Raw genomic sequence first — 25,794 nt, 5'->3', positions numbered from 1 at the left:
TGCACGACGCCAGTTAGTGAAGAAGTCATTTGTTATATTCCCCTTACGATGCCTTGGTATGGGCGTAATCGCCGGATTCAATATCCTTGCGTAGGCGGCTAGAGCGAGGGTCTAGTTTTGTGTTGGCAAAGACGATGTACAAAGCGGTAATTCCAAAAGTCGTCACGAACTGACAGAGGCCAAAGACAATGCCTACGTTGATGTTTCCAGCCAGCTTGGTTGCCATAAAACCGGGTGCGTAGACCGCCAAGATGACATAGAGCAGATACCAGACCAAAAAGGCCACGGTCATAGGGAAAACAAACGACCGGTGTGTTTTGCGTAGCTCCTTGAAGCTGTCACTGCTCTGAGCCGCCCTAAAGTCGACGTGTTCGGCATCGACAAGGGACTGGCCAGATTCTGGTGATGAGTGGGCCATCACTACCTCCTTTGTGTAACTGAGAACACATTAGTATGTAATGTGGGTTACACACAAGTAGGCGGGTCAAAAAAGGCGGGCTCACCGAAATGTTTTCGGGTCGCCCGCCTTATGCCAGCTTAGTAGCTGATCTTTCTATAGGGTGTCCTGCAGATACTCAATGCAACGGTCCAAAAAAGCATCAACCTGCGTTTCTTCATAGCTGAGTTCGCCGGTAGCGGCTGTGAAAGAAACCGCACGAATATCGTCCGGTATTAGTTGATGCTGGCCTTTGAGATGCTCCATCAGCTGGTGGCACAAAGCATCAACATCTTTGACAAAATAGCCCTTGGTCAGCCGCTTGGAGGGCCGGCGGAACCGCTCGCCATCGGGCCTGCGCAACCGCCCCAGCAGAAGCAGGCGCAACTCCGCAATCGCATCGTTCCATGTAGTCTGCCCGTACTTCTGAATGTAGAGACGACGCTCCAACTCAGAGAATCGGTCTTCGACCCGGTCCAGCGCACGGTCCACCTCCGCGGGCAAGTATCCACCGGGTTCTGCTTCAAAGACAGCCCCGCGAATAGTCCGAGAGGTATTCACATCTTTGCTCAGCTGGGCACCGGTCAGCATGAGCTCATAGTCATCGGCAAGCCGAGTGAAGAAAGCGTCCACGCTAGCAGTGCGGTAGCCATTTTCTTTGGGTCCGACCAGAGTAAAAGCACTGTTCGACGCTTTTTTTGCAGCGGGTTTGGAATCCACCTGCGGGGCAGCACTCTGTGCACGATGTTTCACTGTCATAACTCCCTATATCTGTCGAGCAAATGCTATTAGAAGAGGACGCCCAGCACCGAGAAAATGACATACCCGATAGCAATGGCAAAAACAATCGAATCGAGCCTGTCCATGACCCCACCGTGCCCCGGCAGGATATTCGACATGTCCTTGATACCAATTTCGCGTTTGACCATCGACTCGCCTAGATCGCCTGCAGTTGAGGCTATGACCAAAAAGAAAGCAACAATGAGCCCATACCACCAGGGTTCATCAATCAAGAAAGTGCAGAGAACCCCAACAACCATTGACCCAATCATGGAGCCGGCAAAGCCCTCCCAGGTCTTCTTGGGAGAAATTTTGGGAGCCATAGGGGTTTTACCCCATTTGACACCTGCGATATACCCCCAAGTGTCATTACCAATAGCCATGAGCAAGATCATGAAGACCTTTGCAGGCCCGGAGTCTTCCCGGTAGAGCAGGAGAGCAAGTGAAATCATGAAGGGCACCCAGGACATCACAAAGATGGAGCCCATGATCGACATAATCATGCCGTCGCGCTCCCCCACCAGCCGCCATGCAATCAAGATAAGGATAGAGGCAACAACCGTGAAAATAAGCCACTGCCCTCCCCCGTAGTAGGCGGCAAAGGGCATGAAGAAAGCGGTACCCACAGCGGGGATAATGGGTACGCCCATACCCCGCTTCTGATTGAGGCCGTTAGAAACCTCCCAGGTGCCTACTGCCCCTGCGCAAGCTGACGATACAACAAGAACAAGAGGGGAAATGAACAAGCCCACTGCTATAAGAGCGCCCATTACCAGGCCAACAGTGATAGCAGCGGGCAGGTTCCTACCGGCCTTTGAGGCCCGGGGCTGCTGTTCTTGAGATTGAACAGTCATACCGTTTTAGACCTCTAGCAGCTCAGCTTCCTTGCTCTTGAACAGGGCATCGATAAGGTCGGTGTGCTTCTTGGTCAGTGCGTCAAGCTCCTTTTCAGCGCGGCTGCCTTCGTCCTCACCGATTTCGCCGTCTTTGACGAGCTTATCCAGGGCGGTCTTGGCCTGGCGGCGGGCGTTACGAACGGCAACACGGCTGTCTTCGGCCTTGTGGTTTGCCAGCTTGATGTATTCCTTACGACGGTCCTCAGTCATTTCAGGCATAACAACGCGCACAACGTTGCCGTCATTGGCGGGGTTGGCACCGAGGTCAGAGTCACGGATAGCCTTTTCGATAGCACCCATGGCGCTCTTATCGTAGGGGGTAATGAGAACAGTACGCGCTTCGGGGGTCTGGAAGGATGCGAGCTGCTGGAGGGGGGTGGGCGAACCGTAGTAATCAGCGGTTAGGTTGGCGAAGAGTGCGGGGTTGGCCCGGCCTGTACGGATTGAGGCAAATTCGTTTTTGAGGGCCTCGACGGACTTGTCCATCTTCTCGCCAGCTTCTTGCAGGGTTTCTTCAACCATCTCGTGTGTCCTTTGATTGTGCCTAGCCTCCGTGGCTGGGCGCTTATATAGTCTCTTCCTAGTCTAGTGGGCATAAGCTAGAGGGAGCGAATTGTAGGGTGGGTATTTTTGGTTTTGCTTAAGGCAAGGGGCACCTGCTATCAAGCAGGTGCCCCCCGTAGGTTGTGTTGGTTGACCCCTATGCGGCCACCACCTTATGCGGTGACCAGGGTGCCGATTTGCTCGCCGAATGGAGTGCGCGGAAGCGGGTTGAGCTTGCAAGAGCGCACGGAATCATTCGAGGCCAACCTATGCGGTGACCAGGGTGCCGATTTCCTCGCCGAGAATGGCACGAGCCACATTGCCCTCGCCCTGCATCCCAAAGACGCGCATGGTGACCTTGTTATCTTTGCAGAGGGAGAAGGCGGTCTGGTCCATCACCCGAATGTTGCGTAGCAGAGCTTCATCATAGGTGAGCTTGGAGAGACGCTCAGCAGCGGGGTCCTTCTTGGGGTCGGCGGTGTAGATACCATCCACACCGTTCTTAGCGACCAGGACCTCGTCAGCGTGGATTTCTAGTGCACGCTGAGCAGAGACGGTGTCGGTGGAGAAATAGGGCAGGCCTGCACCGGCACCGAAGATGACCACGCGATCTTTCTGCATGTGGCGGATGGCGCGACGGGGAATGTAGTTTTCTGCGACCTGCTGCATGGAAATTGCTGACTGAACGCGGGTATCGATGCCGGCCTGCTCCAAGAAATCCTGCAGGGCCAGGGAGTTCATAACTGTACCGAGCATACCGATGTTGTCAGCGCGAGAACGGTCCATGCCGGCTTCAGACAATTCAGCACCGCGGAAGAAGTTTCCGCCTCCCACAACAACCGCAACCTCAACCTTGCCGATAGTTGATGCAATCTGCTCTGCTATTCCGCGAACGACCTCGGTGGAAATACCAACTTCTCCGCCGCCAAAGACTTCGCCAGAGAGCTTGAGCAGGACGCGACGCCTACCGGTGTCGTCCTTGTGGATCTTGCTGGTTGCCTCTGTCATGAGGGCCCTCCCTGAAAATAGTCAAAATTTTTTTGTGGTACCCGGTTGGATACACGCTTTTCTTCTAGCATACGGCAAAGGGGAGCCTCCTTGCGGGGGCTCCCCTTTGTTCAGGGCATTTTTGGTGCTCAATCACATGCCCTTACAGGCTTAGGTTGGGGCACCGTCCGGTGGCGGGCTTTAGGCGCCGACGCGGAAACGCTCGAAAGCGGTTGCGCTTGCACCGTTTTCGGTCAGAACTGCAGCAACAGACTTGGATGAATCCTTGGCGAAGTCCTGGTCGAGCAGGGTGTTTTCCTTGTAGAAGGACTTGAGCTTACCTTCAACAATCTTGGGGATGATCTGCTCGGGCTTGCCTTCACCGCGAGCGGTTTCTTCGGCAACGCGCTTCTCAGCTTCGATATCCTCAGCGGAGATGGAGTCTGAGTTGAGGTACTTGGGGCTCATAGCCGCAATGTGAACAGCGACATCGTGAGCGACCTCGTCAGTGTTCTCACCGGAGACAGCCAGCAGAACGCCAACCTGCGCGGGCAGGTCCTTGGAGGTCTTGTGCAGGTAAACTGCTACGTTTTCACCTTCAACGCGTGCTACGCGACGAACAACGATCTTCTCTCCAAGCAGTGCGCCTGCTTCGGTGGTGAGCTCCTCAACGGTCTTACCCTCGAAAGAAGCTGCCTTGAGCTCATCCAGGGTAGAAGCGTTTGCTGCGATAGCGGCTTCGAGAACATCGTTACCGAACTTGATGAAAGGCTCGGACTTAGCAACGAAGTCGGTTTCTGAGTTAACTTCGATCATGAAGCCAACGCCGTTTTCAACGCGAGCGGCAACCAGGCCCTCAGCGGTGGCGCGGCCTTCGCGCTTGGTAACGCCCTTGAGGCCCTTAACGCGGATGATCTCCATTGCCTTCTGCTGGTCGCCGTTAGCCTCGTCGAGAGCCTTCTTGACGTCGAGCATGCCAGCGCCGGTCTTTTCGCGCAGAGCCTTGATGTCTGCTGCGGTGTAGTTCGCCATGTGAACTCCTTGGTGTTTGAACAGATTGGGATAAATCTATTGTCCCCGGGGGCCGGGGTGAAAGAACGGCACCCACCGAATGTGGGCGGGTGCCGTTATCTCTATGATGCTGTCTTACTTAGCTTCTTCAGCGGGAGCTTCAGCCTTGGTAGCTGATTCGTGCTGCTCCAGCAGTTCGCGTTCCCACTCAGCCATGGGCTCTTCGGAAGCGGTAGCTGACTTGCCGGCCTTCTTGTTTTCGCGTTCCAGCAGGCCTTCGGCAACTGCATCGGCGATAACGCGGGTCAGCAGGTTGACGGAGCGGATAGCGTCGTCGTTGCCGGGGATGGGGAAGGAAACCTCATCGGGGTCGCAGTTGGTATCCAGGATAGCTACAACGGGGATGCCGAGCTTCTTGGCTTCGTCAACAGCGAGGTGCTCCTTCTTGGTGTCTACGATCCAGACCAGGGAAGGAGCCTTGGTCAGGTTACGGATACCACCGAGGGTCTTTTCCAGCTTCTCGTGTTCGCGACGCAGAAGGAGCAGTTCCTTCTTGGTGAACTGTGAGCCTGCGACATCATCGAAGTCGATCTGCTCAAGTTCCTTCATGCGGTCGATACGCTTTGAAACGGTGGCAAAGTTGGTGAGCATACCACCGAGCCAGCGGTGGTTAACGTAGGGCATGTTCACGCGGGTAGCCTGTTCAGCGATGGCTTCCTGAGCCTGCTTCTTGGTACCAACGAACAGAACGGTGCCTCCGTGGGCAACGGTTGCCTTAACAGCTTCGTATGCCTGGTCGATGAATGCTAGTGACTGCTGCAGGTCGATGATGTAGATGCCGTTGCGCTCGGTGAAGATGAAGCGCTTCATCTTGGGGTTCCAGCGACGGGTCTGGTGACCAAAGTGGACACCTGAATCGAGAAGCTGGCGCATAGTTACGACGGGCATGTCGTCTCCTTATATTGAGGTAAGTGCCGGGCGGGCCCCTGATTCCAGGCTAACCGCGCACCGTGCATAGTAGTTATCGGTTTACATGTGGAGCCTATGAGGCTCTTGCCTCGCTCCCCTGGTAACGCCCCGATTCAGCCGCTGGAGCGGCGGCTGATTCTCGGACCTTCACCGACCCATGAGGGCCGGACCGAAAGTTCCTTATCAACTCGGGTGAGCTGCTGGGTGTTACGCGACGTCAGATCCGGTTGAATGCCGGGCAGGTTAACCTGTCAGGCTTCAGCGGAGGAGTCACCATGTAAAAAGGCTTCCCCTTACCGTTTTGTGTTCCGCTCAGGGCGGGGTGACAAACGGCAAACTGCAATCTACGACTATACCGCATTTTTGAGCTTTAAGCACAGGGGTTTGGGGGCTTGCGGCGGCAGTTTTCCAGTGGTAGATATCGGATTACTTCTAGGGAGCAGGTACCGGGGGTAAGGGGTGCTTCTTCTAGGGAGGTTATAGCCCGTGATTCTTTGTGCACCGCGCGGCAAGCCGGAATTCAGAACTATCTACTTACGGTCGGGTTGGCAGTGGCTGGCCTACTGTCTGTGTGCCCTCTTAGGGGTCATAGTCTCTAGTCCCTGTGCGGGGGCAGGCAACACCGTGTGGCAGGCACCGCTAGCGGGCCAAGTGACGGTGGTGAAGGCTTTTGAGAAGCCAGCCGCCAAGTGGAGCGCCGGGCACCGAGGGGTAGACCTTGCTTTAGAAGCTGACGGAAAGGTTCTAGCTCCGGCAGCAGGGACGGTTGTCTTTTCGGGCACCGTAGTGGACCGGCAGGTCATAACACTGGAACACTCCGATGGCCGCAGGTCAAGTTTTGAACCGATCACCGACCCGCTACCTGTCGGCGCCACTGTAGCCGCCGGAGATCCTATCGCCCGCCTTGACCCGCTTATTCAGCACTGCCCGGAAGGCCATTGTTTGCACTGGGGTGTCCGAGAGCCGATGAGCACTCAATCCACTGCAGCTCACGGCATGGGCTACATTAACCCGCTCCTCTTACTGGGGTTGGAGGAGCCCAGTATTCTACTACCCATCGGGAGTGACTTCGCGGCCTAGACGCCAAAAGCTCCGGGCCAGTGGGCCCGGAGCTTTTGAGTAAGGCTAAGGTGGCTCAATAGCTAGAGCACCGCAGGCCTATAGTCTAGTTCCTCTGCATTGCAGTTGAGCTAGCCATACGAGCGCCTAAGCGACCGGTGAAGGAGGTGATGCAAGCTGCAAGGAGCAGACCCACAAAGGCCCACAGGGAGTACTTAGCTGCCTGGTTGCTAGCGTCCTCAGCAATCTGAGCGCTCTTCTCTACAGCAGAATCCAGCTGATCTGAGATGTCATTAAGAGCCTGCTCAGTTTTAGTGCTGGCTTCCTTGAAGGACTTTTCGATGTTGTCAGCTGCTGACTGAGCTTCTGCGGGGGTCAGATCGGTGTTGCGGCTAAGCTCAGCAACGATCTCGTCCTTGTCGATACCATCAGAAATTTTAGAAGCACGGTCGGTAATCTTCTTACCCAGGTCGTCGGTAACAGTGCCCAGGTCTTCGCCGTCGACGATTACGCGCTTACCGGCGTTCTGAAGGTCGGTCAGTGATTCCTGGAGCTGGTTGTTGAGGTAGTCAGGCTGGAGCTCTTCGATCTGGGTCTTTTTGAGTGCCTTAACGACATCATCGCTCAGACCGGATGCCTTGACGGCCAGTTCATCTCCGCTAGGAAGATCAACGGCATCCCCGAGCAGGTCAGCAGCTGAGCCACTAGCGCTGGCAACGCCTGATCCTACGGACCCAACGACACTGCCGAGGGTGTTAAAGGCGCTAGTAACGGAGGTGGAAATCATGACCAGGGCAACGATCAGACCAAGTGCCCAGGTCAGGAAGCCGTGGATTAAACCAGCGCGGCTTGCCGTCAGGCCGGAAATAAAACCTGCTGCGGCCAGAGAAAGAATCAGTGAGAAAATGGACCACACCAGTAGGCCAGTCCCTACACCCTGCGTGGGATTATCTGAGGTGAAGTCCACCCCGCCTAAGCCGATAGCAACGCCAACGAGGGAAAAAAGAACGCTAAGTGCAATGAAGGTGATAACACCGGCAAAGATGCTGGGCCAGGAAAGATTTTCTCCTGCCTCATTGCGAATTAGGCTTGAAAAACGGTGGGATGAGGCTGGCGAGACCACAGCGGTCTTCTCAGCGAGCTGCTTGTCAGGGGACATAGAAAGTTCCTAAAATTAAGGGGACAGTAAAGAATTTCAGTTTGCCCTGGCATTAAGCAATAGAAAACAATAATACTTATTTGTATTCTCCATACAACCTATAGGGATATTGAGAATTAAGCAAATAAAATTATGTGTATTTGGCCACTAAAGCCTTCCTTCAGCTATAGCGACCTCTAGACCTCCTACGCTCACCCAAAACTCATCTGGCCCACCTAGGCAACCAGGGCACCGAAGAGCTGCTGAGCCGTCACCCTGAAATCTTCCAGGGCCGCATCAGGCCACAGCAGATCATGGCTTTCACCGGCGCTAAAGCCCCGCCCCAACCCAGCCGGTATCCGAGCAAGGACACGATAGCCCATCTCGGTCAAGGCACACACATTACTCTCTTCGATGTAGCTAGGTTGGGCAGGCCAGGAGCCAATGATAAGGCCCTCCACCGGAAGATTGAGCTGACTCAGGTACGAAACGGTGAGCTGGCAGTGGTTAAGGGTTCCCAGCCCACTTCGAGCAACCAGGAAAGTTTTTGCTCTGTGCCCGGCCTGGGTAAGAAGCTCAATCAAGTGGGCATGGTTGTAGGGCCTGTAGGTGGATCCGGGCTCCCCCTCAGCCATATCCACAGTGACACCGCCCGATCCTTCGACAATAACAGCATCATAGTCGGCTGAGAGAAGGCCGATACGTTCAGCATGTTTCTGCAGGCTCGGTAGGGTAAAACCGTCAAGCCTGGCGGCGGCTACCGGGGCCAGAGGGCGGCTTGCTCTGCTTCCCTCAAAGGCCCTTGCGCCCGACAGGTAGGCGGCAAAATCAGCGTCACCGGGCTGGCCCGGTTCAACACCCGTTTGGGCTGGCTTGTAGATAGCGACCCGTTTGCCGGCCTGTTCCAGGGCAGATGCTAGGCAGGCGGTTGCCAGGGTCTTGCCCACATCGGTATCCGTACCGACGATATGGTAAATCACGGCACTAGAACTCATTTCTCACCTCAAATTTCAGCTCCAGCGGAGCGCGGTAGGACAGCAGATCAAGCCAGCGGGGTTCCTCAGCCAGGTGCAGGCTCAGCTTTTCGTGCTCAAGCCAGCAAGCCAGCTCATGAAGCATCCAGGTAGATTCTGACTCGGCTAAGAGGGCACCCAGGCAACGGTGGGCACCCCAGCCGAAGGCCAGGCGGTAGTCATCACTCTGCTGGCCGCTAACCTCTAGCAGGACCTCCTGCCCCGCATGGACAGGGCACCCTCCGATGGAACTGTCGGCGGTAGCTACCCGTCGCCAGGTCGGCACAGAAGATTCCGCCTGGAGCACCGCACGCACCAACTCTTGAGCCCGAGAAAAGTCGGTGCACTGCCCCAGGGTAATGCCCCACTGCTGAGTGACTCCGGCGTGGAGGATTGAGTTCATGAGCAGGCAGGTGGTGTACTGGCCTGCTATGGCTAAGAAGTAGGCCAGCGAGACAATCCGCGCGCTCTCAATCTTCTGGTGGGCAAGCGCACCGAAAAGGGTTTCTGGCCGCTCAGCACACCCAGCAACCAGAGCTGAAAGCTTGCGGTGGAACTGCCCTGCCCGGTGGGCCAGTTCCTGCTGGCGTTCAGGTTCTACCCAACCCCAGAAGAGTTCGAGTGAGTCCAGGGAATAACGAGCAAGTTCAGCTTCATCGAGTCCCTGGGCGAGGTAGTCCTGGCTGGGTACACCGGTGAGTTCCTGCATCAGAGCCACTGGCAGCAGGTGAAAAACCGCCAGCTGCCCCCTACCCGGTGCCCGCTCAGCGAGCGCCTCTTTCATCCGGGCCCGCACCCCTTCCTCCTGGGCGCGTACCTTCTGGGGCGTGAAAAAAGAAGCTACCAGCTGACGCACCGAACGGTGAAGCTGTCCCTTTGCGCTGGCTAAGACCTCCGGCAGAGAGAACCCATAGGACAGCAGGATCCGCAAGGAGGCCGGCTCCAAAGGAGTAACAGCGGTGAGTGCCTTATCGGGGGCAAAAGTTTCGGTGTCGCCCATAACCTGCCGAAGAGCCTCAGAACCACCCACCAGCAGGTAAGGGTTCTCCCCCGGCACAGGCCAGTACCCCTGCGAAAGTTCAGCCCTGCTAACCAATTTTTGCCCATTGGTTGGCAGACTCATATCCCAGACAAACGACTCATACTGGGAGTGCTCTCGTGGCGCGCTCAAAGGGCCACTTCCTCTCCTACTAGGTCAAGTGCTCTCTGCAAGGCTTGAGAATCGAGGCCTGCCTGAGCAGTCAGTCTCAGACGAGCTATGCCATCGGGCACAGCAGGTGGACGAAAACAGCCTACTGCCAGACCGCGTGAAGCAAGACGCTCCTGTATCTGACGGGCGCACCCCGACCCCTGCCTGATAGGTAGAGACTGCACAGCACCAGCAGCTGGTTCAAGCCCCAGCTGGCCGCTGATGAGCTGTGCGCAGACCAGCACCTCGGCGCTTAAAGGCTGGCCCTCTTCACGGATAAGGCGGACACTCTCCAAGGCTGTTGCAGCGTTCACCGGGGAGAGAGCAGTATCAAAGATAAAGGAGCGAGCGCTATTTACCAGGTAATCTCGAATCCCCGCACTTGCAAGCACTGCCCCGCCCTGGGAGGCCAGGGCCTTACCGAAGGAGAGGGTCACCGCGATATGTTCAGACCCGGCAAGACCGAACTCAGCCACCAGCCCCCGGCCAGCGCCGCGTACCCCTATTGAGTGGGCCTCATCAACCACCAGCAGGGCATCGTAGCGCAACGCCAGTTCAGAACAGGCCACTAGATCGGCGCTATCCCCCAACACCGAATAGATACCCTCAACCACCAGCAGCTTCACGGCATGAGAACTAGCTGCTAAAACCTGCTCAGCCTGGACCAGGTTGTTGTGTTCAAAAAACCTCACCTGCCCCTGCCCCAAACGAGCGGCATCGTGCAGGGAAGCATGAACGTGCTCATCCATCACCAGCAGGGTGTTGGGTCTGCTCAGCGCAACCAGAAGCCCCAGGTTAGCAGCGTAACCGCTTGAAAAGACCAGGGCTGATTCTGTCCCAAGCAGGTCAGCCAAGGCCTCTTCTAGTTCACGGTGCACCGGCAGAGTACCGCTTACCACCCGCGAGCTACTGGCAGAAGCTCCGTAATCTGACAGCGCCCGATGCCCCGCTTGGATCAGCCGGGGGTGATAGCGCAAACCCAGATAGTCGTTAGTTGCCAAGTCACAGGCGACCGGCCCCAAGACGGTAGCCTGACGTTCCAGCCCACGCGCCAGCCGTACCCTCTGTGCCTGTTCCACAAGACGCCGGTAACCGGTTGCCATCAGCCATACACCCTCTCAAGGGCACTACAGATACCCGCACCAATACGCTCCACATCGTGCGGGCTACTAATATAGGTCGGCATGGTATAGACCGTCTTACGGAAGGGGCGTACCCACACGCCGGCATCTAAGGCACACTCGGTTACAGCAGGGATATCAACCTCCTGCACCAGCTCCACCACACCGATAGCACCCAGCACACGCACGTCCTGAACAATCTCAAGCTCACGGGCAGGGGCAAGGCCCTTATGCAGATCCTCACCAATGATGGGAACCTTATCCGACCACAGGGAGCTGGGGTATCCCTCCGCGGCGGGCAGGGTACCCGTCAGCAAGTCAAGGGAAGCGCAGGAAACCGCGCTCGCCAGTGGGTTGCCCATAAAGGTTGGCCCGTGCATCAGTGCCTTATGCACAGAATTGCTGATCACATCGGCCACAGGACTAGTCACCAGAGTTGCCGCCTGCGTTAGATACCCGCCGGTCAAGGCCTTGCCCACCGTCATCACATCGGGAGTCACCCCAGCCCACTCAGCAGCAAACAACCGCCCCGTTCGCCCAAAACCGGTCGCAATTTCGTCAAAAATCAGCAGAAGACCGTGCTCATCAGCTAGGGCACGCAGATGATTGAGGCACCTGGGGTGGTAGAAGAACATGCCGCCAGCTCCCTGAACCACAGGCTCAAGAATCAGGGCAGCAGACTCTTGTGCGTAGCGGCCTACCAGGCTGCTCACTGTTTCTTCCCACTGCATTTGCTCGGTCTCATCGCATTCCCAGGTATCACTCTGGGGCAGGTAACGGGCGGCTGGTGGGCGGGGCACAAAGAACTGAGAAGTAACCAGGTGGGAAAAATCGCGGTGCATACTCCCAGCGGGGTCGCTGACTCCCATGGCGCCGATTGTGTCGCCGTGATAACCGCCCTCCAGAGCAATAAAACGGCGACGCTCAGGCTTACCCAGAGCGCTCTGGTACTGGACAGCCAGTTTGAGAGCAACCTCCACAGAGATGGAACCTGAATCAGCCAGAAAGACGTGGTTGAGCCCCTCGGGGCTCAGTGCGACCAGCCGCTCAGCTAGCTCAATAGCAGGCTGATGGGTTAGCCCACCAAACATCACATGAGAAAAACGGGTTGCCTGTTCAGCCAGCGCCCGGTCAAGGGCAGGGTTGCGGTAGCCGTGGACCTGGCACCACCAGGAACTCATCGCATCGAGTGCGGAATAGGTGACTCCTTGAGCGCTTTGTAGCGTAATGACACTCCCCTGCGCTTCTGTTACGGCATATAGGGGGCGTGATTCCAAGGGAGCATAGGGGTGCCAGAGGAGGCCACGATCACGTTCAATCAGCGACTTTGCTGGAGCATATGTTTTTTTGAACACTGTTCAATTTTAGGTGATTGATTGGGCAAGCTCCAAACAAGAAACCTGCGAAAAGGAACTACCCCAAGTCATACGCCATAAGTGATACACACCTCATTCTATGCTGAAGCTCTCACCAGATCGTGCTAGCTAGCCAACAAAAGGATGCCCATAGAGGAGGTATAGATGCTGAAAATCCTAGCTACTGCAATTGCTGCCATCCTCATTTTCAACCTGTTCTTCGCCCTCTTTCTTCTCTACCACTACTTCTATTTGACCCCAAAATGGCAACGCGAAAGAGCGGAGTCCATAAGAGCCCAAGAGGAAGAAAACCAAAAACAACCATCATGAAAAGCCACCGAAAAAGAGAAACCCCTTGCCCCACAGCAGGTGAGACAAAGAGCTCACCTTTCGGAATGCCAGCTTGTTCCGCTGTCAGATAAGAAGATGCGTCATATCTTGCACGGAGACCGAGAAGGCGGTGAGCACCTGCACGGTGCCACCAAAAACTGAGAGAGCTACAATTAATCTTGCCCACCCCCCATCAACGATTTGCTGTTGACGAGCTTGACGCAGAGCGAGAACCGGGTAAGACCATCGAAATCTTGGAAAATACACCAAGCTACACCGGCCACACCCCCACCCCGGTGCTGGTGTCCGTACGGAATCAACCTCTGCTGAAGGCTTCTAGAATGACTCTGCCCCTAGCGCTTTGTGCGGTGGAGGTGCTCTGCCTTCTCTTTTTCAGTAGATACCCCTTATCCTCAGCTAGGCAGTACGGGATGTTTTTCTACCTGCCCTTGGCCAGAGGTTGAAAAAATGCTTTAATGGTGATGAACATCTCAACGATGAGATGTTTTGAGTACTATAAAGGAGATGCGATACGCACGCCCACTGCTAGCAGCAACAACAGCTCTTGTACTTCTAACCGGAACAACGCCTATTGCCTACGGACAGGAAGCCTCTTCCTCCGTATCCCCCACCGTCATGTCTCACGCTAAAACAGAGACACCAGCCACTTTGCCAGTACGGGACCTCGCTGAGGTTCGAGCAGAAGCAAACGAGCAAGGGCTTGACTCTGAATCTACTGAACTGGCGGTCGAGCTCCAAAGAGTCATCAATGCCTACCACAGCCTACCCACCTATCTCAAAAGTCTCCCCCTGAACTCTCCAGAAGTGCAGAGAGCTTTAACCCTACGAACAAGCGCCCCATATAACTTTTCATTGAGTCGCTCTGCAACCATTGATATAGGAGCCGCTAGCGCATGCGCTAAAGCTGTAGCATCCACCCTTATAAAACGAGGTACCCTCATCGGACAGTTCTGGACCCTTCTTGAAGTAGTCGGAGGAGTTGTTCAGTTCGCCCAAGGAATGGGCGAAATCCTCAAAGGAGCAACTCAAGAGAACTTCGAACGACGAGTGGCGGCTCGATTCGGCAAGGAAATGGGCTTTCTCCTCGGGCGAGTAATTGGCTATACAGAAATTGTTCTTGCCTGCAAGGATTTGAGGATATAAATGGCTGATTCCAAAGAATCTCGGAAAGATAAAACCCTTGGGCAACAGTTATTCCCACTGATTCTGGAAGGTACCGCCATTGGTCTAGTTCTCTACTTCCTCAGAGTCCAATTTAACTTCAACCTTATCCCCAAATACAGTGATTTACCTGAGACCGGATTCACGTGGTCAGGCCTACTTCTGTATACGGGGTGTGGCGCAGCACTGTTCAGCTTTTTCGGCTGGTTTCGCTACCTCCAGGAAAGAAGCTAGAAAATAACCGCCCCTCCACAGCTTTTGTACGGTGGAGGGGCGTTTTCGTATTCAGGTTGGGGCTCTTCCTTCAGGAAAATTAGGTGACCACTAGATGACTTGACCTAAAAATACTTGAAACTAAAAACACCTCCCACCTGTTTTACCAGGTGAGAGGTGTTATTCGTAGGGCCTGCGGGGCTTGAACCCGCGACCAAGGGATTAGAAATATAGGGTTTTAGCAAGATTCACCTACGTTTATCTAATCCCTTATGACTAGTGCAAACACCCTATTTTCACCGCTCCATTATTCGCTTGCATTTACCTGCATAGCTCTGTTTTCGTTGGGTTTTCGTTGGGCAAATAAGGCCAGCCCCCAGGAACAAGAGAGCTCCATGGGGTCAAAGCTTTCCATAGGGTCAGTCCCTAACTCGCAATGGGTCTCCATGGGGTAGATAACGAGAGCCACAGCCCCATGGGGTACGCAGTTTAGCGCACCCTTGCCCCCGCAGGGGGTGACTATAAACCACTCCCTTACGCTTGGTGGGCTTGCAACCTGTACACAGTGCGGCTTGCTATGCGCGGGTGGTAACGCCTGTTGCCGGATTAGGGGGCTGGCTATCCCCTACCCCTGGCGTCGGGTAGCGAAAGTCGCTACCCATGACGGCTTCCCCTGCCGTGGTGTTTGGGTTCAAAACCGTTGGGGCGTCGGTTTCGAGGTTTTTACCTGAGCGGGTAAAAAGTGGCGGCAGATCTTACCGTCAGTTCCAGTTGCCGGGATTTTCCTGGTAACTACCCGCGCTCGCTGTATCGCAGGAGCCGTTACCCCACCGCCCTCACACGGTCGTGAGAAGCAGGGCTTTGGGTACTGTCGCCCGTGCTGAACCCCTCACGATAAGCCGGGGAGATATTTCTCTATACCGAGGGGAGGGACGCTGTGGCCTGGAGTGGGGGTGTTACCCCCTGGCCTTGTCGGTGTCAATGTTCGGGGTGTTTTCTGGGGGGTGGTGTTACCGGGTCTTAGATACCCTACTGAGGAACTGGAGTGCGGTTCTTAGTCTCTCCTTGGGGTGTGGGTGTTCCTTGGGTTTTCACATGGGGTGGCAGGGGCTGACTGAGACTGATGCGGGTTTGTGGGGCTCTGCTGAGGTGAGCCCGGATGTGTGAGCGAAGTATGGAACGGATGGGCTGGTGTGGTTTGCTGATCTATTCGGATGCTTTTGTGTGGGGATCGTGGCGTGGGGCAGACGTTTACGTCTCCATATACAGATAATCTGAGGGTGGGACTGACGCCTGTGAGACAATAATGTAATTGTGTATTCATACAACTTTTAAACGAGGAAAAATGACTGATCTGTATGCTTACATCGACGAGACGGGTGACTTGGGAGCAAACTATAACAACCCAGGGACATCGCGATACTTCGGGATGGCTGGTCTTGTAATGACCAGTGCAGGTGCAGCGGCCTCACGACAGCTAATAATGAGCCTCAAGCATGAGTTTCAAGTTCCGCATTCCACGAATCTTAGTTGGAAAAAACATGTTCGTGACCATGAACGCAGAAAATATGTCTCCCAGCGTCTTGCAACGCTAGAAGGCGTTCAGGCTATCTATGTTTTTACGGATAAACAGGCAGTTCAAGGAAACTATGTAAATCATCGAGGCTACCTGTACAACTATGTAGCAGGGAAGATGTTTAAGAATATTCTGTACTCTGCAAGGCATTGGGAGGGTCCTCAGAACGATTTAAAGGTTCGTTTTGCTCATGTTAGGGGTTTTGATCATGGAGCTGTATCGGAGCCGTATCTACGACATAGAGTGCAGAATCTTCCTTCATTGGAGAACTTATCTGAGCTCAGCTGGGTAGATGCAAGGGCGTATAAAGAGCTTGATGTAGCTGATTTGTTTGCAGGGTGCCTAAATGCTGCGCTTAAGCGGGATAGGTATGGGAATACTGAGGGAAGCTATTTGCAGAATATCTGGCACCTTGTCCGCAATGCCGATCAGTGCGAGACGAACTCTCAATACTGTGCGATCCCTCTGGGCTTCATGCCTATGCCTCATTATGGTTTGCTCCAGGGCGCGCAGTGGTTTACATGTGAAGAGTGTCCTCAGGTAAATAGATAAGATGCCTTGCACCTCCCCAGAGCTGATCCACTTAAGGAGTGCGTCGGGCAAGCAACGCCAGACATCTGGGCGAGGTGCAAGGCATCTTCTCTTGTTTATGAGCATACCGAACTTTTGCCATAATTGCCAGGGAGCAATAGTTACTAAGAGTTTTTTCGCTTTTTGCAGTGCTTTTAGCCAATAGGGGTGGTAGTTCGCATGGCGTCCTTCTCCTTTACTGGGTCGCTGATATTTCAGTAAGTCTTAGATTTGCTGGGGGTGTCGGACGGGGTTTTCTGGTCAGGGTGAGCCGTTAGGTTCTCTTGATCCATGCCAGAGTATTAGATGCCTATCGCCCCTCATGCGGGGTCAATGAGAATCTGATGGCTGGTTTGTCTGGATAATCAGGGTGGGAAGCTGGCTGTATAGCCGTCTAGGGACTGCGAGAGGTGGGCTAGAGCTTCGGGTGTGAGTGCTGGGAATTGCGGGCTGGTGCTGGTGTTAATGGCTCCCAGATTAACAGGGGTGGGCGGAATTGTGTTCCGGTCAGGGCACCAAAAAGCCCCCGCAAAACGGGGGCCAATTGGTTATCCAATTCGAATTATAAGGAGAGTGGCTACCCTACCGAAGCAAGGAAAGCGAGTAGCCGCTACCACTTGTAAGTTTAACACCCGCGCCCCTCAATTAAAAGGGGCCGGCTCCCTAGCCTACTTTTTCTTGTTCAGCCAATACTCATACACGGGAATGTCCTCCTGGGCATCGTCCCCAAGTTTCCCAAGCATAGCCTCATATTCTTTACGCTCAGCCTCAAACTCTTGTGAGCTCTTCCAATGTAGCTTGATTGAGCTACCAGGCTTTGCCCGCTCGTTCATGCTGTCGATTAGCTTGACCCGCGTATTCCTCGTATCAAGCAAGTTGAGGGAGTTGTAATTAACGTAGGGCCGCATGGATCCCACCGTAAAGGGGTGAGCATGCTTGGGGGTTTGTACCTGAAAGTTTTTGCGGAGCATATCTTGTAGCTCAATTCCTGCATCAGCAAGGTCAAGAGCAGCTAGGAATTCGGGGGTATGGTCAGCTTTGCCCCACTCCTTGTTGATAAGTTTCGCATTCTCGTTGAAGCCTCTACGTGCTTTTTCTAGGTTGCTGTTGATGTATTCCAGTAGCAAAGGGAAGTCCTCTGAGAGTACGGTTTCTTTTGCTTTGTGGATTGTGGCCCTTTTGGCTTCATCTTCTACGTGGTGCTCTCGTACTTTGTCGATTGCCATTTCTCGCAGGTGCTTGCGGGTGGCCTCGACGTCGTTGCGTAGCAGGGCGTCTAGGGCTTCTTGTGCGGGGTCTGCCCGGGTGTAGAGCTGGGCTTCTGTTGCTTCTATGCCTTCAATTTTTAGGGCCGGGGGCGTGGTGCCTGAGAGTAGTGAGATTTTCTCTGCAGCTTCTCGCATGAAGGGGAAGTCTGCGGGGCGGGGGTTGATGGTTACTGCCATGTTATTTTCTCCTTTTATTGGTGTCCGTTGTGTCCGGAGTGTCTTTTTGCCTAGTCACAACGGGGTATTTTGGGGTTGTCGATTCCGTACAAGGTGTACGTTTGTACGGTTCCTTTTCTGGTTCCGTACATTCCGCACACTTCGTACACCTTGTTACATCTCGTCGAGCAAGTCGGGCTCAGGTAAGGCCGCATACTTGCCACGTTCCTTTTTCTGGATCCGGCCAGTCTCACTCAGGCGGCGAATATAAGTCCCCACCTTTTCAGGGTCTTCGCCTAGAGCAACCGCAATATCTTTCGGGCGGTGAGGCTCGGGGTATTTATGGAGGTGCTCCAAGATTCTTGTTTGCAGATCACCAAGCACCCCCATCTGTTCGCTCTCTCGGGCGGCTGCTGCAGCTTCTTTCAGGTCATGGCCCACAAGGTTCCAGTAACCGTTTTCGAAGGTGACTGCATACTCCCCCTCGGGAATCTCTCGACTCGTCACCTGCAAGCGAGCCTGGCCCTTCCTACGGTCACGGCGGATCATGAGCGTTGAGTCTGCAGCGCCTGCAAGACCTTGCGTTCCGCTGATAGCACCCAAGAAGTCCTCGTCACCGCTGCGCTTATTAGTGTGGTGAACAACTATGAGCGACGAGCCAGGGTAGCTATCGACGTGCCGCTTCAAACGGGCTAGGTCGTTGTAGTCCTTCCCGTAAGCATCGTTACCTGTATGCACTCCACGGGCTCGCCCTAATGTGTCGAGGATAATTAGGGGCTTCTGGGCACCATTTGCCGTGAGGAATTCACGCATGGCGCTATCCACGCTCGAGTCGGTCAGGTCCACCAGGAACGTCAGGCGGTAGTAGGCATCATCAGGTTCAGAGACACCGAGCTTGTTAAGGCGGCTCTTCAATCGCCGGGGGCCGTCTTCAAGTGCTAGATAAAGCACTGGTCGCTGTGCAACCTTAAGTGACCCGAGAGCATAGCCACCGGTTACACATGCAACTGCCAGACCTAGCACAAACCAGGACTTACCGATTTTTGGTGAAGCCACCAGCAGGGTTAGGCCCTCGGGAACCAGACCCGGGACCGTGAACTCTACGGGCGGGTAGTCCGTTGAGAGTACTGTGTGAGCTGAAAACGCGGCGTCGAGTGGGTGAGGTGCTGTTGATGGATTAGGTTGGTTCAAGAAGCAACACCTCTCACATAGTCGAGGTCTTCGTTCGTGAGCAGCCGCGGGGCGTCAATACGCTCCGTGAACGGCACTCGCTCGGCTAAGGTCTTCCCGAAGCGGTTCATCTGGGCTATGTACCCCTGTAGGTGCAGATCCCAGTGCAGGCGCTCTTGTTGCCGGCCAACAGCGCAACCGGCCACGTAACCAGCTTCGAAGCTCCCTAGGTCAGTTGCCCTAGCTCGGGCATTTAGAGCCTGCCCTAGGGCCGTGTCAAGCTCCTGTAACTCGTGGGGCTGGAAGATGTGCTTAGGCATGGGCTTCACCCCCTGAGACGAGAGTGTGGACGATAACGCTACAGATTTCGCAGGTAGGCATTGCCCACAGGCGACTCACTGCCTCATGCGTGCTGATGTTGCTGGGTTCGTCGGGCCAGGTGTACCCGCACAGTGCCACGATCTCCCCTACCCCGTTGCGGTATTGCGCGGGGTCAAGTAGGTGCTTGTAGTCCTGCTGGGTTAGGGTGCGGGGGCTCACTGCTACCCCCTACGCTTCGGGCGTACTCTACGAACGCCTGTAACTTTTCGGTGTTGCGAGTGGCGTGTTCGAGTATGTACTCAAGCCCAGCCCTTGCGATAAAGGGCTCGGAGCCTCTTCCGCTGTCCATGACCCGACCCCACTCGTTAGCCATGAATACGGCTTGCGTGCCGAATACGTCGCTAATTCCGTAGTGCTTGCACATTTCCTTGATCTGCGCTTGCAGTTCTGCCATGAGTTCAATCTCGCTTTGAGACATTAGCGTGCCGCCTGTTCTGCGAGGGCGCGCTGTTCGGTTTCGCGTTCTGCCCACCAGTCCAGTAGCCGTGTTAGGAGCGCTCGGACTTCTTGCTTGCTGGCAGCTTCAAGGCAGACCTCTACGTGATAGGCAGAGTCTTTGAGGGGGTTAATGGGGTCGAGGAATGCTTCGAAGTAGTATTCGTCGCCTCCGTCTTCTACAGCTCCGGAGTAATGGCCCACTGCGGTTGTGGGCTGGACGGGATCGGGAACGTAGGTGTAGCCGGCCGGGGGCACGAGGTCTTTTACATCATTCAGTTTGAGAAAGGTGGCTTCGGCTTCGGTGATGCTGGTATTTTGGTTCATGACTGAACTCTCCTTACTTTGGTAGAGCTATGCCTTATCGGGCGTAGCGAGTTTGGTTTCTTCGAGGGCGAGTACGGCAACCGGGTTTGGCGATTTGGTGCCGTGCTCGTCCTTTTTTGCAAGCTCTTCGAGCCGCTCGACTATAGATGTTCTGCGACAGAAGCTCATGCGGCACGTCCGCCCATTCGCTGTTCTTCCCAAGCAAGCACGTCACTCAGGCGGTAGCGGACGTAACGCCCTCCCGCTACGAACGACCGGGGGTCTTCTCCACGCATACGCCATTGCCTGACGGTATTTACTGACACCTTTTCTCGTGCCGCAAGTTCCTTCACGGTCAGAATTGCATCTTCGGTTGGCCCCACAACGAGCTGAGCCGGCATTTCTTGAACGGCCAAAACCGCCCCCTTTGTCCTGATTTACACAATACTTGTCGCGTTCCCGACAAGTTGAGAATAGCATACATCAGTGTTGCGTTCTACTCAATAGTTGATTAGATTAGGACACATGACCGAAGCTACAATTCAAGAAAAATGGCTCCAAGAATATGCGAGTCGCATCGCAGACCATATAGCCCAATATCGCCGATACCTAGGGATTAGCGCAGAAGAGCTCAGTAAACTCACCGAAGAAGTCGGCTATAAGATTCCCCGCAGTTCTATCGCGAACATCGAGAACCACAAGAAAAAAACCATCACCTCGCACGAACTCAGCATTATCGCTGCAGCTCTAGGTGTACCGCCCGAGGGGCTAATCTGGGACATCTTCAACCCCGCTGAAACTTTTAGCTACACCCCAACAAGCAGGCAATTACCCGGCTATCTGGTGTTTTACGAAGCAATTAAAAACGAACTAACCCATGCCCGAGATTCACGGCTCACCAAGATTCTCAAAACCATCTCTTTCATCAATCTGGTTTACTCGCAGGCCCTATCACAGAAATATATTGCACGAACTTATTACTCCGTAGTGGCAAACAACGCCGCAAGGCTTGGGCATGAGACTTTAGCGAAAAACATCAACGATTCGATACGTCTCAAAGAGATTAACGCCGCTGCACAGCTCTACAGCCTGACCGACAGACTTGAAACCTTAGAGGATCTTGGTGTCCCACCTTGGGGAGCGCAAGAGCATATATTTAGAACCAACATGCCTGACAGCAATCTCTATTTTTTGCTCTCAGAATACGTAGCCGAAAGTGAAGGAGAATGGCAAATAGATTCGCCAGAGGCAACAGCTTTGATTCGGCAGCTCGGAATACAGCCTGAACAAAAAACAGAACTTGTTTCAGCAAGTACCATTCCAAACGAGCCTGCTTATCACATCACTGAGCAAGATAAGGTACGGTTCTTCCCTAACTATTTCGGAGATTAGACCATGCCTCGCCCTCGTTTGTCGCCGGGTACCTACGGCAACATCTACAGCACCCAAAACCCCAATGGCACCTGGACTGCCAAGGCCCGCTTTCGTGACCTCGACGGCAAAACCCGCCTTATCGAGCGCACCGCCACCAGCAAAGCAAAAGCCGAGCTAAGACTCAAAGAGCACCTCACGGAGCGAGCCCACCAACACCAGAGCAGCGAGCTCAAAGGCACCTCCCCCGTCGCAGTCCTGGCCGCCCAATGGTGGGAACACTACGAAGAGCAAGGCAAAGGGGCCGTGCAAACCGTCCGCATGTACCAGGACGCCCTACGCCTGCACCTACTCCCCCGCATCGGTGAGCTCACTCTCAACGAATGCACACCCGGACGCCTCACCCTGCACGTGAAAGGTATCGCCACTGACCACGGCTACGCCTCAGCAAAGCGGGCCAAGTCTGTTCTCTCCAACATGTTCAAGTTCGCTGTGAGCCGCGACGCCGTGACACGTAACCCGGTGCGGGACGTACAGCTCCCTGCCCAGCCTAAAAGCCAGGTAAAGGCGCTCTCGTACTTCGAGGCGGTAAAGCTCAGAGAACAGCTTACAGACGACGTGAGGGCCATCCTGGACGTTCTGCTGGGTACGGGGTGCCGTATTGGTGAAGTGCTGGCCCTACGTTGGGAAGACGTGGACTTAAGACCGGGGCGATCTAGTGTCTCAATCAACGGCACTCTAGTTCATAACGAGAACGGGAAGCTTGTTAGGCAGTCTCACCCGAAGTCAAAGACTTCTGAGCACCACCTCTTTCTACCTGAGTTCGTTGCTGAGATGTTGCGCAACCGCAAAGAGAGCCACCTACCACCCCACGCCCGCACAACAGCCTGGGCCGTACCCTCTGCCTATATCTTCCCTTCAACCATTGGCACAGCGTGGGAGCCAAATAACTTCCGCAAGAAGTGGCGATCCCAGGTAGCTGCAGCAGGTTTCCCCGGCTTGAAGCCGCATGAGATTAGGAAGACGGTTGCAACCTACCTAGCTAATGCCGAGGGTATTAGCGCGGCCTCCTTGCAGCTGGGCCATTCAAGTGAGGCCATTACTGAGCAGCATTACGTTGCACGCAGCCATTTTGCCCCGGATATGTCGGGGCTATTACAGGCGTTCGGCAACGCGGCCGTGAGTATCTAACGTTTTTGAAATCGTTGGGTATTCGTTGGGTGAGCCGTTTTTTTACCCGATAAAAATAACCCCGCTTGACCTGTTATTCCAAGTCAAGCAGGGTTTTATTGTAGGGCCTGCGGGGCTTGAACCCGCGACCAAGGGATTATGAGTCCCCTGCTCTAACCAGCTGAGCTAAGGCCCCACAGTACAGCTTGTGCAAGCGGCACTGCCTCTAAGAATACCTAAAAACACTGCGCCTACCAAACTACTCATTGAGCCAGTAGAGCAGGCGCTCCACCTATCTTGCGCATTTTGCGCGCAATAGATTGCCTCGGCAGATTCTAGCCTCGGCCTTCCACGAACTGGCGGTACAACTCATCGGATCGGTAGAGGGACTCGAAAGTTTCCCAGGTTTTATCAGCCGCATGACGGGTAACCATCTGGTGCGAATACTCCCCCATAGCCCGCCGCTCTTGTTCGGGTAGCTCCAAGATGTGGGCAAGGCAGCCTGCCAGTTCATCCGTGTTACCCGGCTCGAAGAGAAAACCGTTCTTTCCTTGCTCCACCAGGTGAGGCAGGGCTAGGGCGTTAGCAAGAACCACGGGTTTAGAAGCGCTCATGGCCTCGAGAGTCACCAGTGACTGAAGCTCTGCTGTGCCTGGCTGACAGAAAACATCGCACCGCAGGTAGCCTGCTCTTAGCTCTTCGTCAGAGACATACCCCAAGAAGCGCACGCGATCGCTCACACCACAAGTACGAGCCTTGTCCTGGAGCTGGTTGAGGATTTCACCGGTACCTGCAACTTCAAGGACAGTGTGCTCCCGCAAGGTCTGGGGTAGTTTTGAGAAACCTTCAATCAGCACATCGATGTTCTTCTCAACTGCCAGGCGGCCTGCAAAGAAGATAGTCAACTCTCCGGGGTTCTTCCCCACCGTTTCACCGGGGGCCAACTCATAGTCGGAGCTTTGAATACCGTTTGATACCGGTAGGACAGGTCGCTGGAACTTACCGGCGTTTTCCATGGCGTCTGCCCCGATTTGGGTGGGTGTAGTCACGACAGCTGCCTGCTTAAGCACCCGGCGCATATCCTTCCATGAGGCTTTTTCCAAGAGAGCATTAATACGCTCGTTAAAGGGAAGGAAGGGGGTGATGTTCTCGGGCATGACATGGTTAGTTGCGATAACCCTGATCCCACGCTTTCGACCCAACCGTGCAAGTACACGCCCGATAATGTAGTGGCACTGAATATGGATAACATCGGGCTGAATCTGCCCAATAATTTTGTCAGCTTCCGAATAGATTTCCCAGGGGAAGTTGAGGCGCATGTAGGGGTGGGTAACAACCTTGTGTGACCGTAGTCGATGCTCAGTAATGCCGTCGGCTGTATGCGAACTGGTCACTCCTTTTTCCTGCTTAGGTGCCATGACGTGCACTGTGTGTCCGCGCTCCGCCAGTGCATGAGCCAGGCGGGATGAGAACTGTGCCGCACCATTGATATCCGGAGGGTAGGTATCAGCGCCGATAAGGATTGTCAGGGGCTGATGAGCCATGTTTTGGATCCCTTCAACAGGTTAGATAAGGATTGTGTCCTACCATGACCTTACCGGGTTTTAGGGCCAGATGCACAAGCTCAACGCCAGCACAGGGTGAGTATGCCACCAAGAGGCTATTTGACCGAAGATTCTAAAAGAAAAAGTTCAGGCCCCGCGGCGGATATTCCACCAGCGGGGCCTGAACTTTGTCTGCTACTTGACCGGTACAGTTATAGTAGCTTACTTGTTGCGACGGAAGAGCTTACCCAGGAAGAGCATAATTGCACCCACAGCAGTAGCCAATGCCGCAAAAGGCTTCCAGCGGGCCTGCAAGATTTCGGGGTCGGTGGCATTAGCCGCTAGCTTCTTGCCGCCGTCCAGGGCAGTGAGCGGAGCACTCTTTACTGAGTACTTGGCATTCTGCACCAGACCGCGTGCACCGGCCTGAACTTCACGCGAGTAGTTTTCAAGGTCATCGCGCAAAGTCTTAAGGTGTTCGCGGCGCTGCTTAGTGCGCTGGATCAACTGTTCCTTGGTGGGGGCAGGAGCCGCTGGAGCCTGAGGCTCATTGGCTTCCTTCTCCTTTTCAGCTTGCTTTTCAGCCTGCTTAGCTTCAGCTTTCTGAGCCTGCTCACTCTTAAGGCGGGCAGAGGTCATATCTGAGCCCTGCTTAAGCACGCCCAGGTCGTAGAGAACACCAAAGAGTGCTGACTCAGGCTTGAAGGGTAGCTGCGCCTTAATCATCTTGTAGCCCACCAGGCCAGCGATGATAGCAATCAGCAGGAAGATACCCACCAGCACTAGCGCCGCAGCCCAGTTGGGCAGGAAGGAGGTGAGGCCAACGTAGGCCAGAATGACCAGCGCAATGGCCATGAAGAGGGCAAAGACCAGCGCAATGACTGCCACAGCGGCACCCTTGCCCAGGGCAAGGCCTTTTTCCTTAACCTCAAGTTTGGCGATTTGGACTTCATCTTTGAGCTGCTTGGGGGCCAGGCGGGTCAGCACCTTGCCAGCATCAGCCACATTGGTGACGCTTGCCTTAACGTTATTAAGGCCAGCGCGCAGACCCTGGGCTCGTGTGGAGCCGTTGAGGTCGTTAGGAGTGGTCATAAGACACCTCTCTTGTTTGCGAACGATCACGTACCTGATCGGCACATACATCAGACACTTAGTCTACCGATAATTTGTTCTTTTGCAGGCAGATAGTTACAGCCTTCACTAGATAAATAAAAAGTAGACTGACTTTTTTGCTTTAAGCTCTGGGAAGTTTATGTTTTCTATAAAATACCCGAGGTCATTGTGCTGAGAAGGGAGCAAGGGAACACTCCAGTACCTCTCTCCTGGTGGGAATGGGGTTTGTTCCGAAACATTTTTAACTAGCTATAGACGGTTCAAGGGGCGCAGCAGGTGCCCTTGGGTGTCGGAAGCCGGCTAGGACGGGGCGACATTACGTGGGGGCCTCTAGTGTGTTTGATGTTACAGGGTATCTGGGTGGCCCGTTGGGTGAAGGGTAGCTATTTTTTGAATTAGCACCAAAAACGCACCACAGCTTGTTTTTGGGTGTAAAAAATGAGCCCCGCCTGCTGAGTTTTATTCCTAGTGGCGGGTCTGTTTATCTGCTCCCCCGACTGGACTCGAACCAG

General features: G+C 54.5%; 26 protein-coding genes and 1 tRNA gene. 5 read left to right on the top strand and 22 right to left on the bottom strand.

Translation table 11 applies throughout. The features are described from left to right. Positions 1-43: 43 nt before the first annotated feature. From ACN085_RS09345 to rpsB, 7 genes are all read right to left on the bottom strand, one after another. On the bottom strand, positions 44-418 hold the full coding sequence (locus tag ACN085_RS09345) for a DUF485 domain-containing protein (protein ID WP_419111368.1): 375 nt from the start codon (positions 416-418) through the stop codon (positions 44-46). A gap of 135 nt (positions 419-553) precedes the next feature. Next, positions 554-1,195 (bottom strand): DivIVA domain-containing protein, encoded by a 642-nt coding sequence (locus tag ACN085_RS09340; RefSeq protein ID WP_419111367.1) that lies wholly within the window; start codon positions 1,193-1,195, stop codon positions 554-556. 29 nt (positions 1,196-1,224) lie between these two features. Next, on the bottom strand, positions 1,225-2,070 hold the full coding sequence (locus ACN085_RS09335; protein ID WP_419100214.1) for a phosphatidate cytidylyltransferase: 846 nt from the start codon (positions 2,068-2,070) through the stop codon (positions 1,225-1,227). A 6-nt stretch (positions 2,071-2,076) separates the two neighbouring features. Then, positions 2,077-2,634 carry a ribosome recycling factor gene (frr, locus tag ACN085_RS09330; RefSeq protein WP_419100215.1) on the bottom strand — a complete coding sequence of 186 codons (558 nt, stop codon included), beginning with the start codon at positions 2,632-2,634 and terminating at the stop codon, positions 2,077-2,079. 288 nt (positions 2,635-2,922) lie between these two features. Next, positions 2,923-3,663: a UMP kinase gene (gene pyrH / locus ACN085_RS09325; protein ID WP_419111366.1), complete on the bottom strand. Its 741-nt coding sequence runs from the start codon at positions 3,661-3,663 to the stop codon at positions 2,923-2,925. A gap of 180 nt (positions 3,664-3,843) precedes the next feature. After that, positions 3,844-4,674, bottom strand: a complete 831-nt coding sequence (gene tsf, locus ACN085_RS09320; RefSeq protein WP_419100217.1) for a translation elongation factor Ts — start codon at positions 4,672-4,674, stop codon at positions 3,844-3,846. 114 nt (positions 4,675-4,788) lie between these two features. Continuing rightward, entirely contained in the window at positions 4,789-5,601 is an 813-nt protein-coding gene (gene rpsB, locus ACN085_RS09315; protein WP_419100218.1) for a 30S ribosomal protein S2, read from the bottom strand. A gap of 507 nt (positions 5,602-6,108) precedes the next feature. Between rpsB and ACN085_RS09310 the strand changes: the two genes are divergently transcribed. Then, positions 6,109-6,702 carry a M23 family metallopeptidase gene (locus tag ACN085_RS09310; protein WP_419111365.1) on the top strand — a complete coding sequence of 198 codons (594 nt, stop codon included), beginning with the start codon at positions 6,109-6,111 and terminating at the stop codon, positions 6,700-6,702. Positions 6,703-6,787: 85 nt separating this feature from the next. Here the strand turns inward: ACN085_RS09310 and ACN085_RS09305 are convergent, their stop codons facing one another. The 5 genes from ACN085_RS09305 to bioA form a co-directional block, all read right to left on the bottom strand. Further along, complete coding sequence (locus ACN085_RS09305) at positions 6,788-7,840, bottom strand: hypothetical protein (protein ID WP_419111364.1); 1,053 nt, start codon at positions 7,838-7,840, stop codon at positions 6,788-6,790. A 215-nt stretch (positions 7,841-8,055) separates the two neighbouring features. After that, a complete protein-coding gene (gene bioD / locus ACN085_RS09300; RefSeq protein ID WP_419100221.1) occupies positions 8,056-8,814 on the bottom strand; it encodes a dethiobiotin synthase in 759 nt (252 codons plus the stop codon). Further along, positions 8,804-10,003, bottom strand: coding sequence for a cytochrome P450 (locus ACN085_RS09295; RefSeq protein WP_419111363.1), 1,200 nt, complete (start codon positions 10,001-10,003; stop codon positions 8,804-8,806). Before ACN085_RS09295 ends, bioD begins: the two co-directional genes overlap by 11 nt. Next, a complete protein-coding gene (locus ACN085_RS09290) occupies positions 10,000-11,124 on the bottom strand; it encodes an aminotransferase class I/II-fold pyridoxal phosphate-dependent enzyme (RefSeq protein ID WP_419111362.1) in 1,125 nt (374 codons plus the stop codon). The genes ACN085_RS09295 and ACN085_RS09290 overlap by 4 nt, the downstream gene beginning before the upstream one ends. Beyond that, a complete protein-coding gene (gene bioA, locus ACN085_RS09285) occupies positions 11,124-12,497 on the bottom strand; it encodes an adenosylmethionine--8-amino-7-oxononanoate transaminase (protein WP_419111361.1) in 1,374 nt (457 codons plus the stop codon). Before bioA ends, ACN085_RS09290 begins: the two co-directional genes overlap by 1 nt. Positions 12,498-13,352: 855 nt before the next feature. On the opposite strand from bioA, the gene ACN085_RS09280 reads away from it, so the two are divergent. Together ACN085_RS09280 and ACN085_RS09275 are read left to right on the top strand one after the other, a co-directional pair. Further along, complete coding sequence (locus tag ACN085_RS09280; RefSeq protein ID WP_419111360.1) at positions 13,353-13,991, top strand: hypothetical protein; 639 nt, start codon at positions 13,353-13,355, stop codon at positions 13,989-13,991. A gap of 1,576 nt (positions 13,992-15,567) precedes the next feature. Then, positions 15,568-16,350 (top strand): DUF3800 domain-containing protein, encoded by a 783-nt coding sequence (locus ACN085_RS09275; RefSeq protein ID WP_419111359.1) that lies wholly within the window; start codon positions 15,568-15,570, stop codon positions 16,348-16,350. A 686-nt stretch (positions 16,351-17,036) separates the two neighbouring features. On the opposite strand, the gene ACN085_RS09270 is transcribed toward ACN085_RS09275, so the two are convergent. The 7 genes from ACN085_RS09270 to ACN085_RS09240 form a co-directional block, all read right to left on the bottom strand. Further along, the gene (locus tag ACN085_RS09270) at positions 17,037-17,813 is read right to left on the bottom strand and encodes a hypothetical protein (protein ID WP_419111358.1); all 777 of its coding nucleotides are present in this window, start codon (positions 17,811-17,813) and stop codon (positions 17,037-17,039) included. 153 nt (positions 17,814-17,966) lie between these two features. Then, complete coding sequence (locus ACN085_RS09265) at positions 17,967-18,983, bottom strand: AAA family ATPase (protein ID WP_419111357.1); 1,017 nt, start codon at positions 18,981-18,983, stop codon at positions 17,967-17,969. Beyond that, positions 18,980-19,282, bottom strand: coding sequence for a hypothetical protein (locus ACN085_RS09260; protein WP_419111356.1), 303 nt, complete (start codon positions 19,280-19,282; stop codon positions 18,980-18,982). The genes ACN085_RS09265 and ACN085_RS09260 overlap by 4 nt, the downstream gene beginning before the upstream one ends. Continuing rightward, positions 19,275-19,502, bottom strand: a complete 228-nt coding sequence (locus tag ACN085_RS09255; RefSeq protein WP_419111355.1) for a hypothetical protein — start codon at positions 19,500-19,502, stop codon at positions 19,275-19,277. Before ACN085_RS09255 ends, ACN085_RS09260 begins: the two co-directional genes overlap by 8 nt. 258 nt (positions 19,503-19,760) lie before the next feature. Beyond that, on the bottom strand, positions 19,761-20,105 hold the full coding sequence (locus ACN085_RS09250; RefSeq protein WP_419111354.1) for a hypothetical protein: 345 nt from the start codon (positions 20,103-20,105) through the stop codon (positions 19,761-19,763). 27 nt (positions 20,106-20,132) lie between these two features. Further along, positions 20,133-20,273: a hypothetical protein gene (locus ACN085_RS09245; RefSeq protein ID WP_419111353.1), complete on the bottom strand. Its 141-nt coding sequence runs from the start codon at positions 20,271-20,273 to the stop codon at positions 20,133-20,135. Next, positions 20,270-20,500, bottom strand: coding sequence for a helix-turn-helix transcriptional regulator (locus ACN085_RS09240; RefSeq protein ID WP_419111352.1), 231 nt, complete (start codon positions 20,498-20,500; stop codon positions 20,270-20,272). Before ACN085_RS09240 ends, ACN085_RS09245 begins: the two co-directional genes overlap by 4 nt. 109 nt (positions 20,501-20,609) lie before the next feature. Here ACN085_RS09240 and ACN085_RS09235 point away from each other — a divergent pair, with 109 nt between their 5' ends. Then, positions 20,610-21,476, top strand: a complete 867-nt coding sequence (locus tag ACN085_RS09235) for a helix-turn-helix domain-containing protein (RefSeq protein WP_419111351.1) — start codon at positions 20,610-20,612, stop codon at positions 21,474-21,476. 3 nt (positions 21,477-21,479) lie between these two features. After that, complete coding sequence (locus ACN085_RS09230; protein WP_419111350.1) at positions 21,480-22,646, top strand: tyrosine-type recombinase/integrase; 1,167 nt, start codon at positions 21,480-21,482, stop codon at positions 22,644-22,646. A gap of 101 nt (positions 22,647-22,747) precedes the next feature. Here the strand turns inward: ACN085_RS09230 and ACN085_RS09225 are convergent. From ACN085_RS09225 to ACN085_RS09215, 3 genes are all read right to left on the bottom strand, one after another. Continuing rightward, positions 22,748-22,821: transfer RNA gene (locus ACN085_RS09225), tRNA-Ile, on the bottom strand. A gap of 139 nt (positions 22,822-22,960) precedes the next feature. Next, the gene (locus tag ACN085_RS09220) at positions 22,961-24,169 is read right to left on the bottom strand and encodes a glycosyltransferase (RefSeq protein WP_419100225.1); all 1,209 of its coding nucleotides are present in this window, start codon (positions 24,167-24,169) and stop codon (positions 22,961-22,963) included. Between the two features lie 222 nt (positions 24,170-24,391). After that, on the bottom strand, positions 24,392-25,261 hold the full coding sequence (locus tag ACN085_RS09215) for a phage holin family protein (protein ID WP_419100226.1): 870 nt from the start codon (positions 25,259-25,261) through the stop codon (positions 24,392-24,394). Between the last annotated feature and the right edge of the window lie 533 nt (positions 25,262-25,794).

The sequence above is a fragment of the Rothia sp. P4278 genome (assembly GCF_048512945.1).
Lineage (GTDB): Bacteria > Actinomycetota > Actinomycetes > Actinomycetales > Micrococcaceae > Rothia.
The sequence above is the reverse complement of the archived record's forward strand: the minus strand, read 5'-3'. Positions and strand labels throughout refer to the sequence as shown.

Bases quoted from the DNA above. Each gene is read 5' to 3' on its own strand.
- ACN085_RS09345 (WP_419111368.1), bottom strand. From the start codon at position 418: ATGGCCCACTCATCACCAGAATCTGGCCAGTCCCTTGTCGATGCCGAA.
- ACN085_RS09340 (WP_419111367.1), bottom strand. From the start codon at position 1,195: ATGACAGTGAAACATCGTGCACAGAGTGCTGCCCCGCAGGTGGATTCC.
- ACN085_RS09335 (WP_419100214.1), bottom strand. From the start codon at position 2,070: ATGACTGTTCAATCTCAAGAACAGCAGCCCCGGGCCTCAAAGGCCGGT.
- frr (WP_419100215.1), bottom strand. From the start codon at position 2,634: ATGGTTGAAGAAACCCTGCAAGAAGCTGGCGAGAAGATGGACAAGTCC.
- pyrH (WP_419111366.1), bottom strand. From the start codon at position 3,663: ATGACAGAGGCAACCAGCAAGATCCACAAGGACGACACCGGTAGGCGT.
- tsf (WP_419100217.1), bottom strand. From the start codon at position 4,674: ATGGCGAACTACACCGCAGCAGACATCAAGGCTCTGCGCGAAAAGACC.
- rpsB (WP_419100218.1), bottom strand. From the start codon at position 5,601: ATGCCCGTCGTAACTATGCGCCAGCTTCTCGATTCAGGTGTCCACTTT.
- ACN085_RS09305 (WP_419111364.1), bottom strand. From the start codon at position 7,840: ATGTCCCCTGACAAGCAGCTCGCTGAGAAGACCGCTGTGGTCTCGCCA.
- bioD (WP_419100221.1), bottom strand. From the start codon at position 8,814: ATGAGTTCTAGTGCCGTGATTTACCATATCGTCGGTACGGATACCGAT.
- ACN085_RS09290 (WP_419111362.1), bottom strand. From the start codon at position 11,124: ATGGCAACCGGTTACCGGCGTCTTGTGGAACAGGCACAGAGGGTACGG.
- ACN085_RS09280 (WP_419111360.1), top strand. From the start codon at position 13,353: ATGCGATACGCACGCCCACTGCTAGCAGCAACAACAGCTCTTGTACTT.
- ACN085_RS09275 (WP_419111359.1), top strand. From the start codon at position 15,568: ATGACTGATCTGTATGCTTACATCGACGAGACGGGTGACTTGGGAGCA.
- ACN085_RS09270 (WP_419111358.1), bottom strand. From the start codon at position 17,813: ATGGCAGTAACCATCAACCCCCGCCCCGCAGACTTCCCCTTCATGCGA.
- ACN085_RS09260 (WP_419111356.1), bottom strand. From the start codon at position 19,282: ATGCCTAAGCACATCTTCCAGCCCCACGAGTTACAGGAGCTTGACACG.
- ACN085_RS09250 (WP_419111354.1), bottom strand. From the start codon at position 20,105: ATGAACCAAAATACCAGCATCACCGAAGCCGAAGCCACCTTTCTCAAA.
- ACN085_RS09245 (WP_419111353.1), bottom strand. From the start codon at position 20,273: ATGAGCTTCTGTCGCAGAACATCTATAGTCGAGCGGCTCGAAGAGCTT.
- ACN085_RS09235 (WP_419111351.1), top strand. From the start codon at position 20,610: ATGACCGAAGCTACAATTCAAGAAAAATGGCTCCAAGAATATGCGAGT.
- ACN085_RS09230 (WP_419111350.1), top strand. From the start codon at position 21,480: ATGCCTCGCCCTCGTTTGTCGCCGGGTACCTACGGCAACATCTACAGC.
- ACN085_RS09220 (WP_419100225.1), bottom strand. From the start codon at position 24,169: ATGGCTCATCAGCCCCTGACAATCCTTATCGGCGCTGATACCTACCCT.
- ACN085_RS09215 (WP_419100226.1), bottom strand. From the start codon at position 25,261: ATGACCACTCCTAACGACCTCAACGGCTCCACACGAGCCCAGGGTCTG.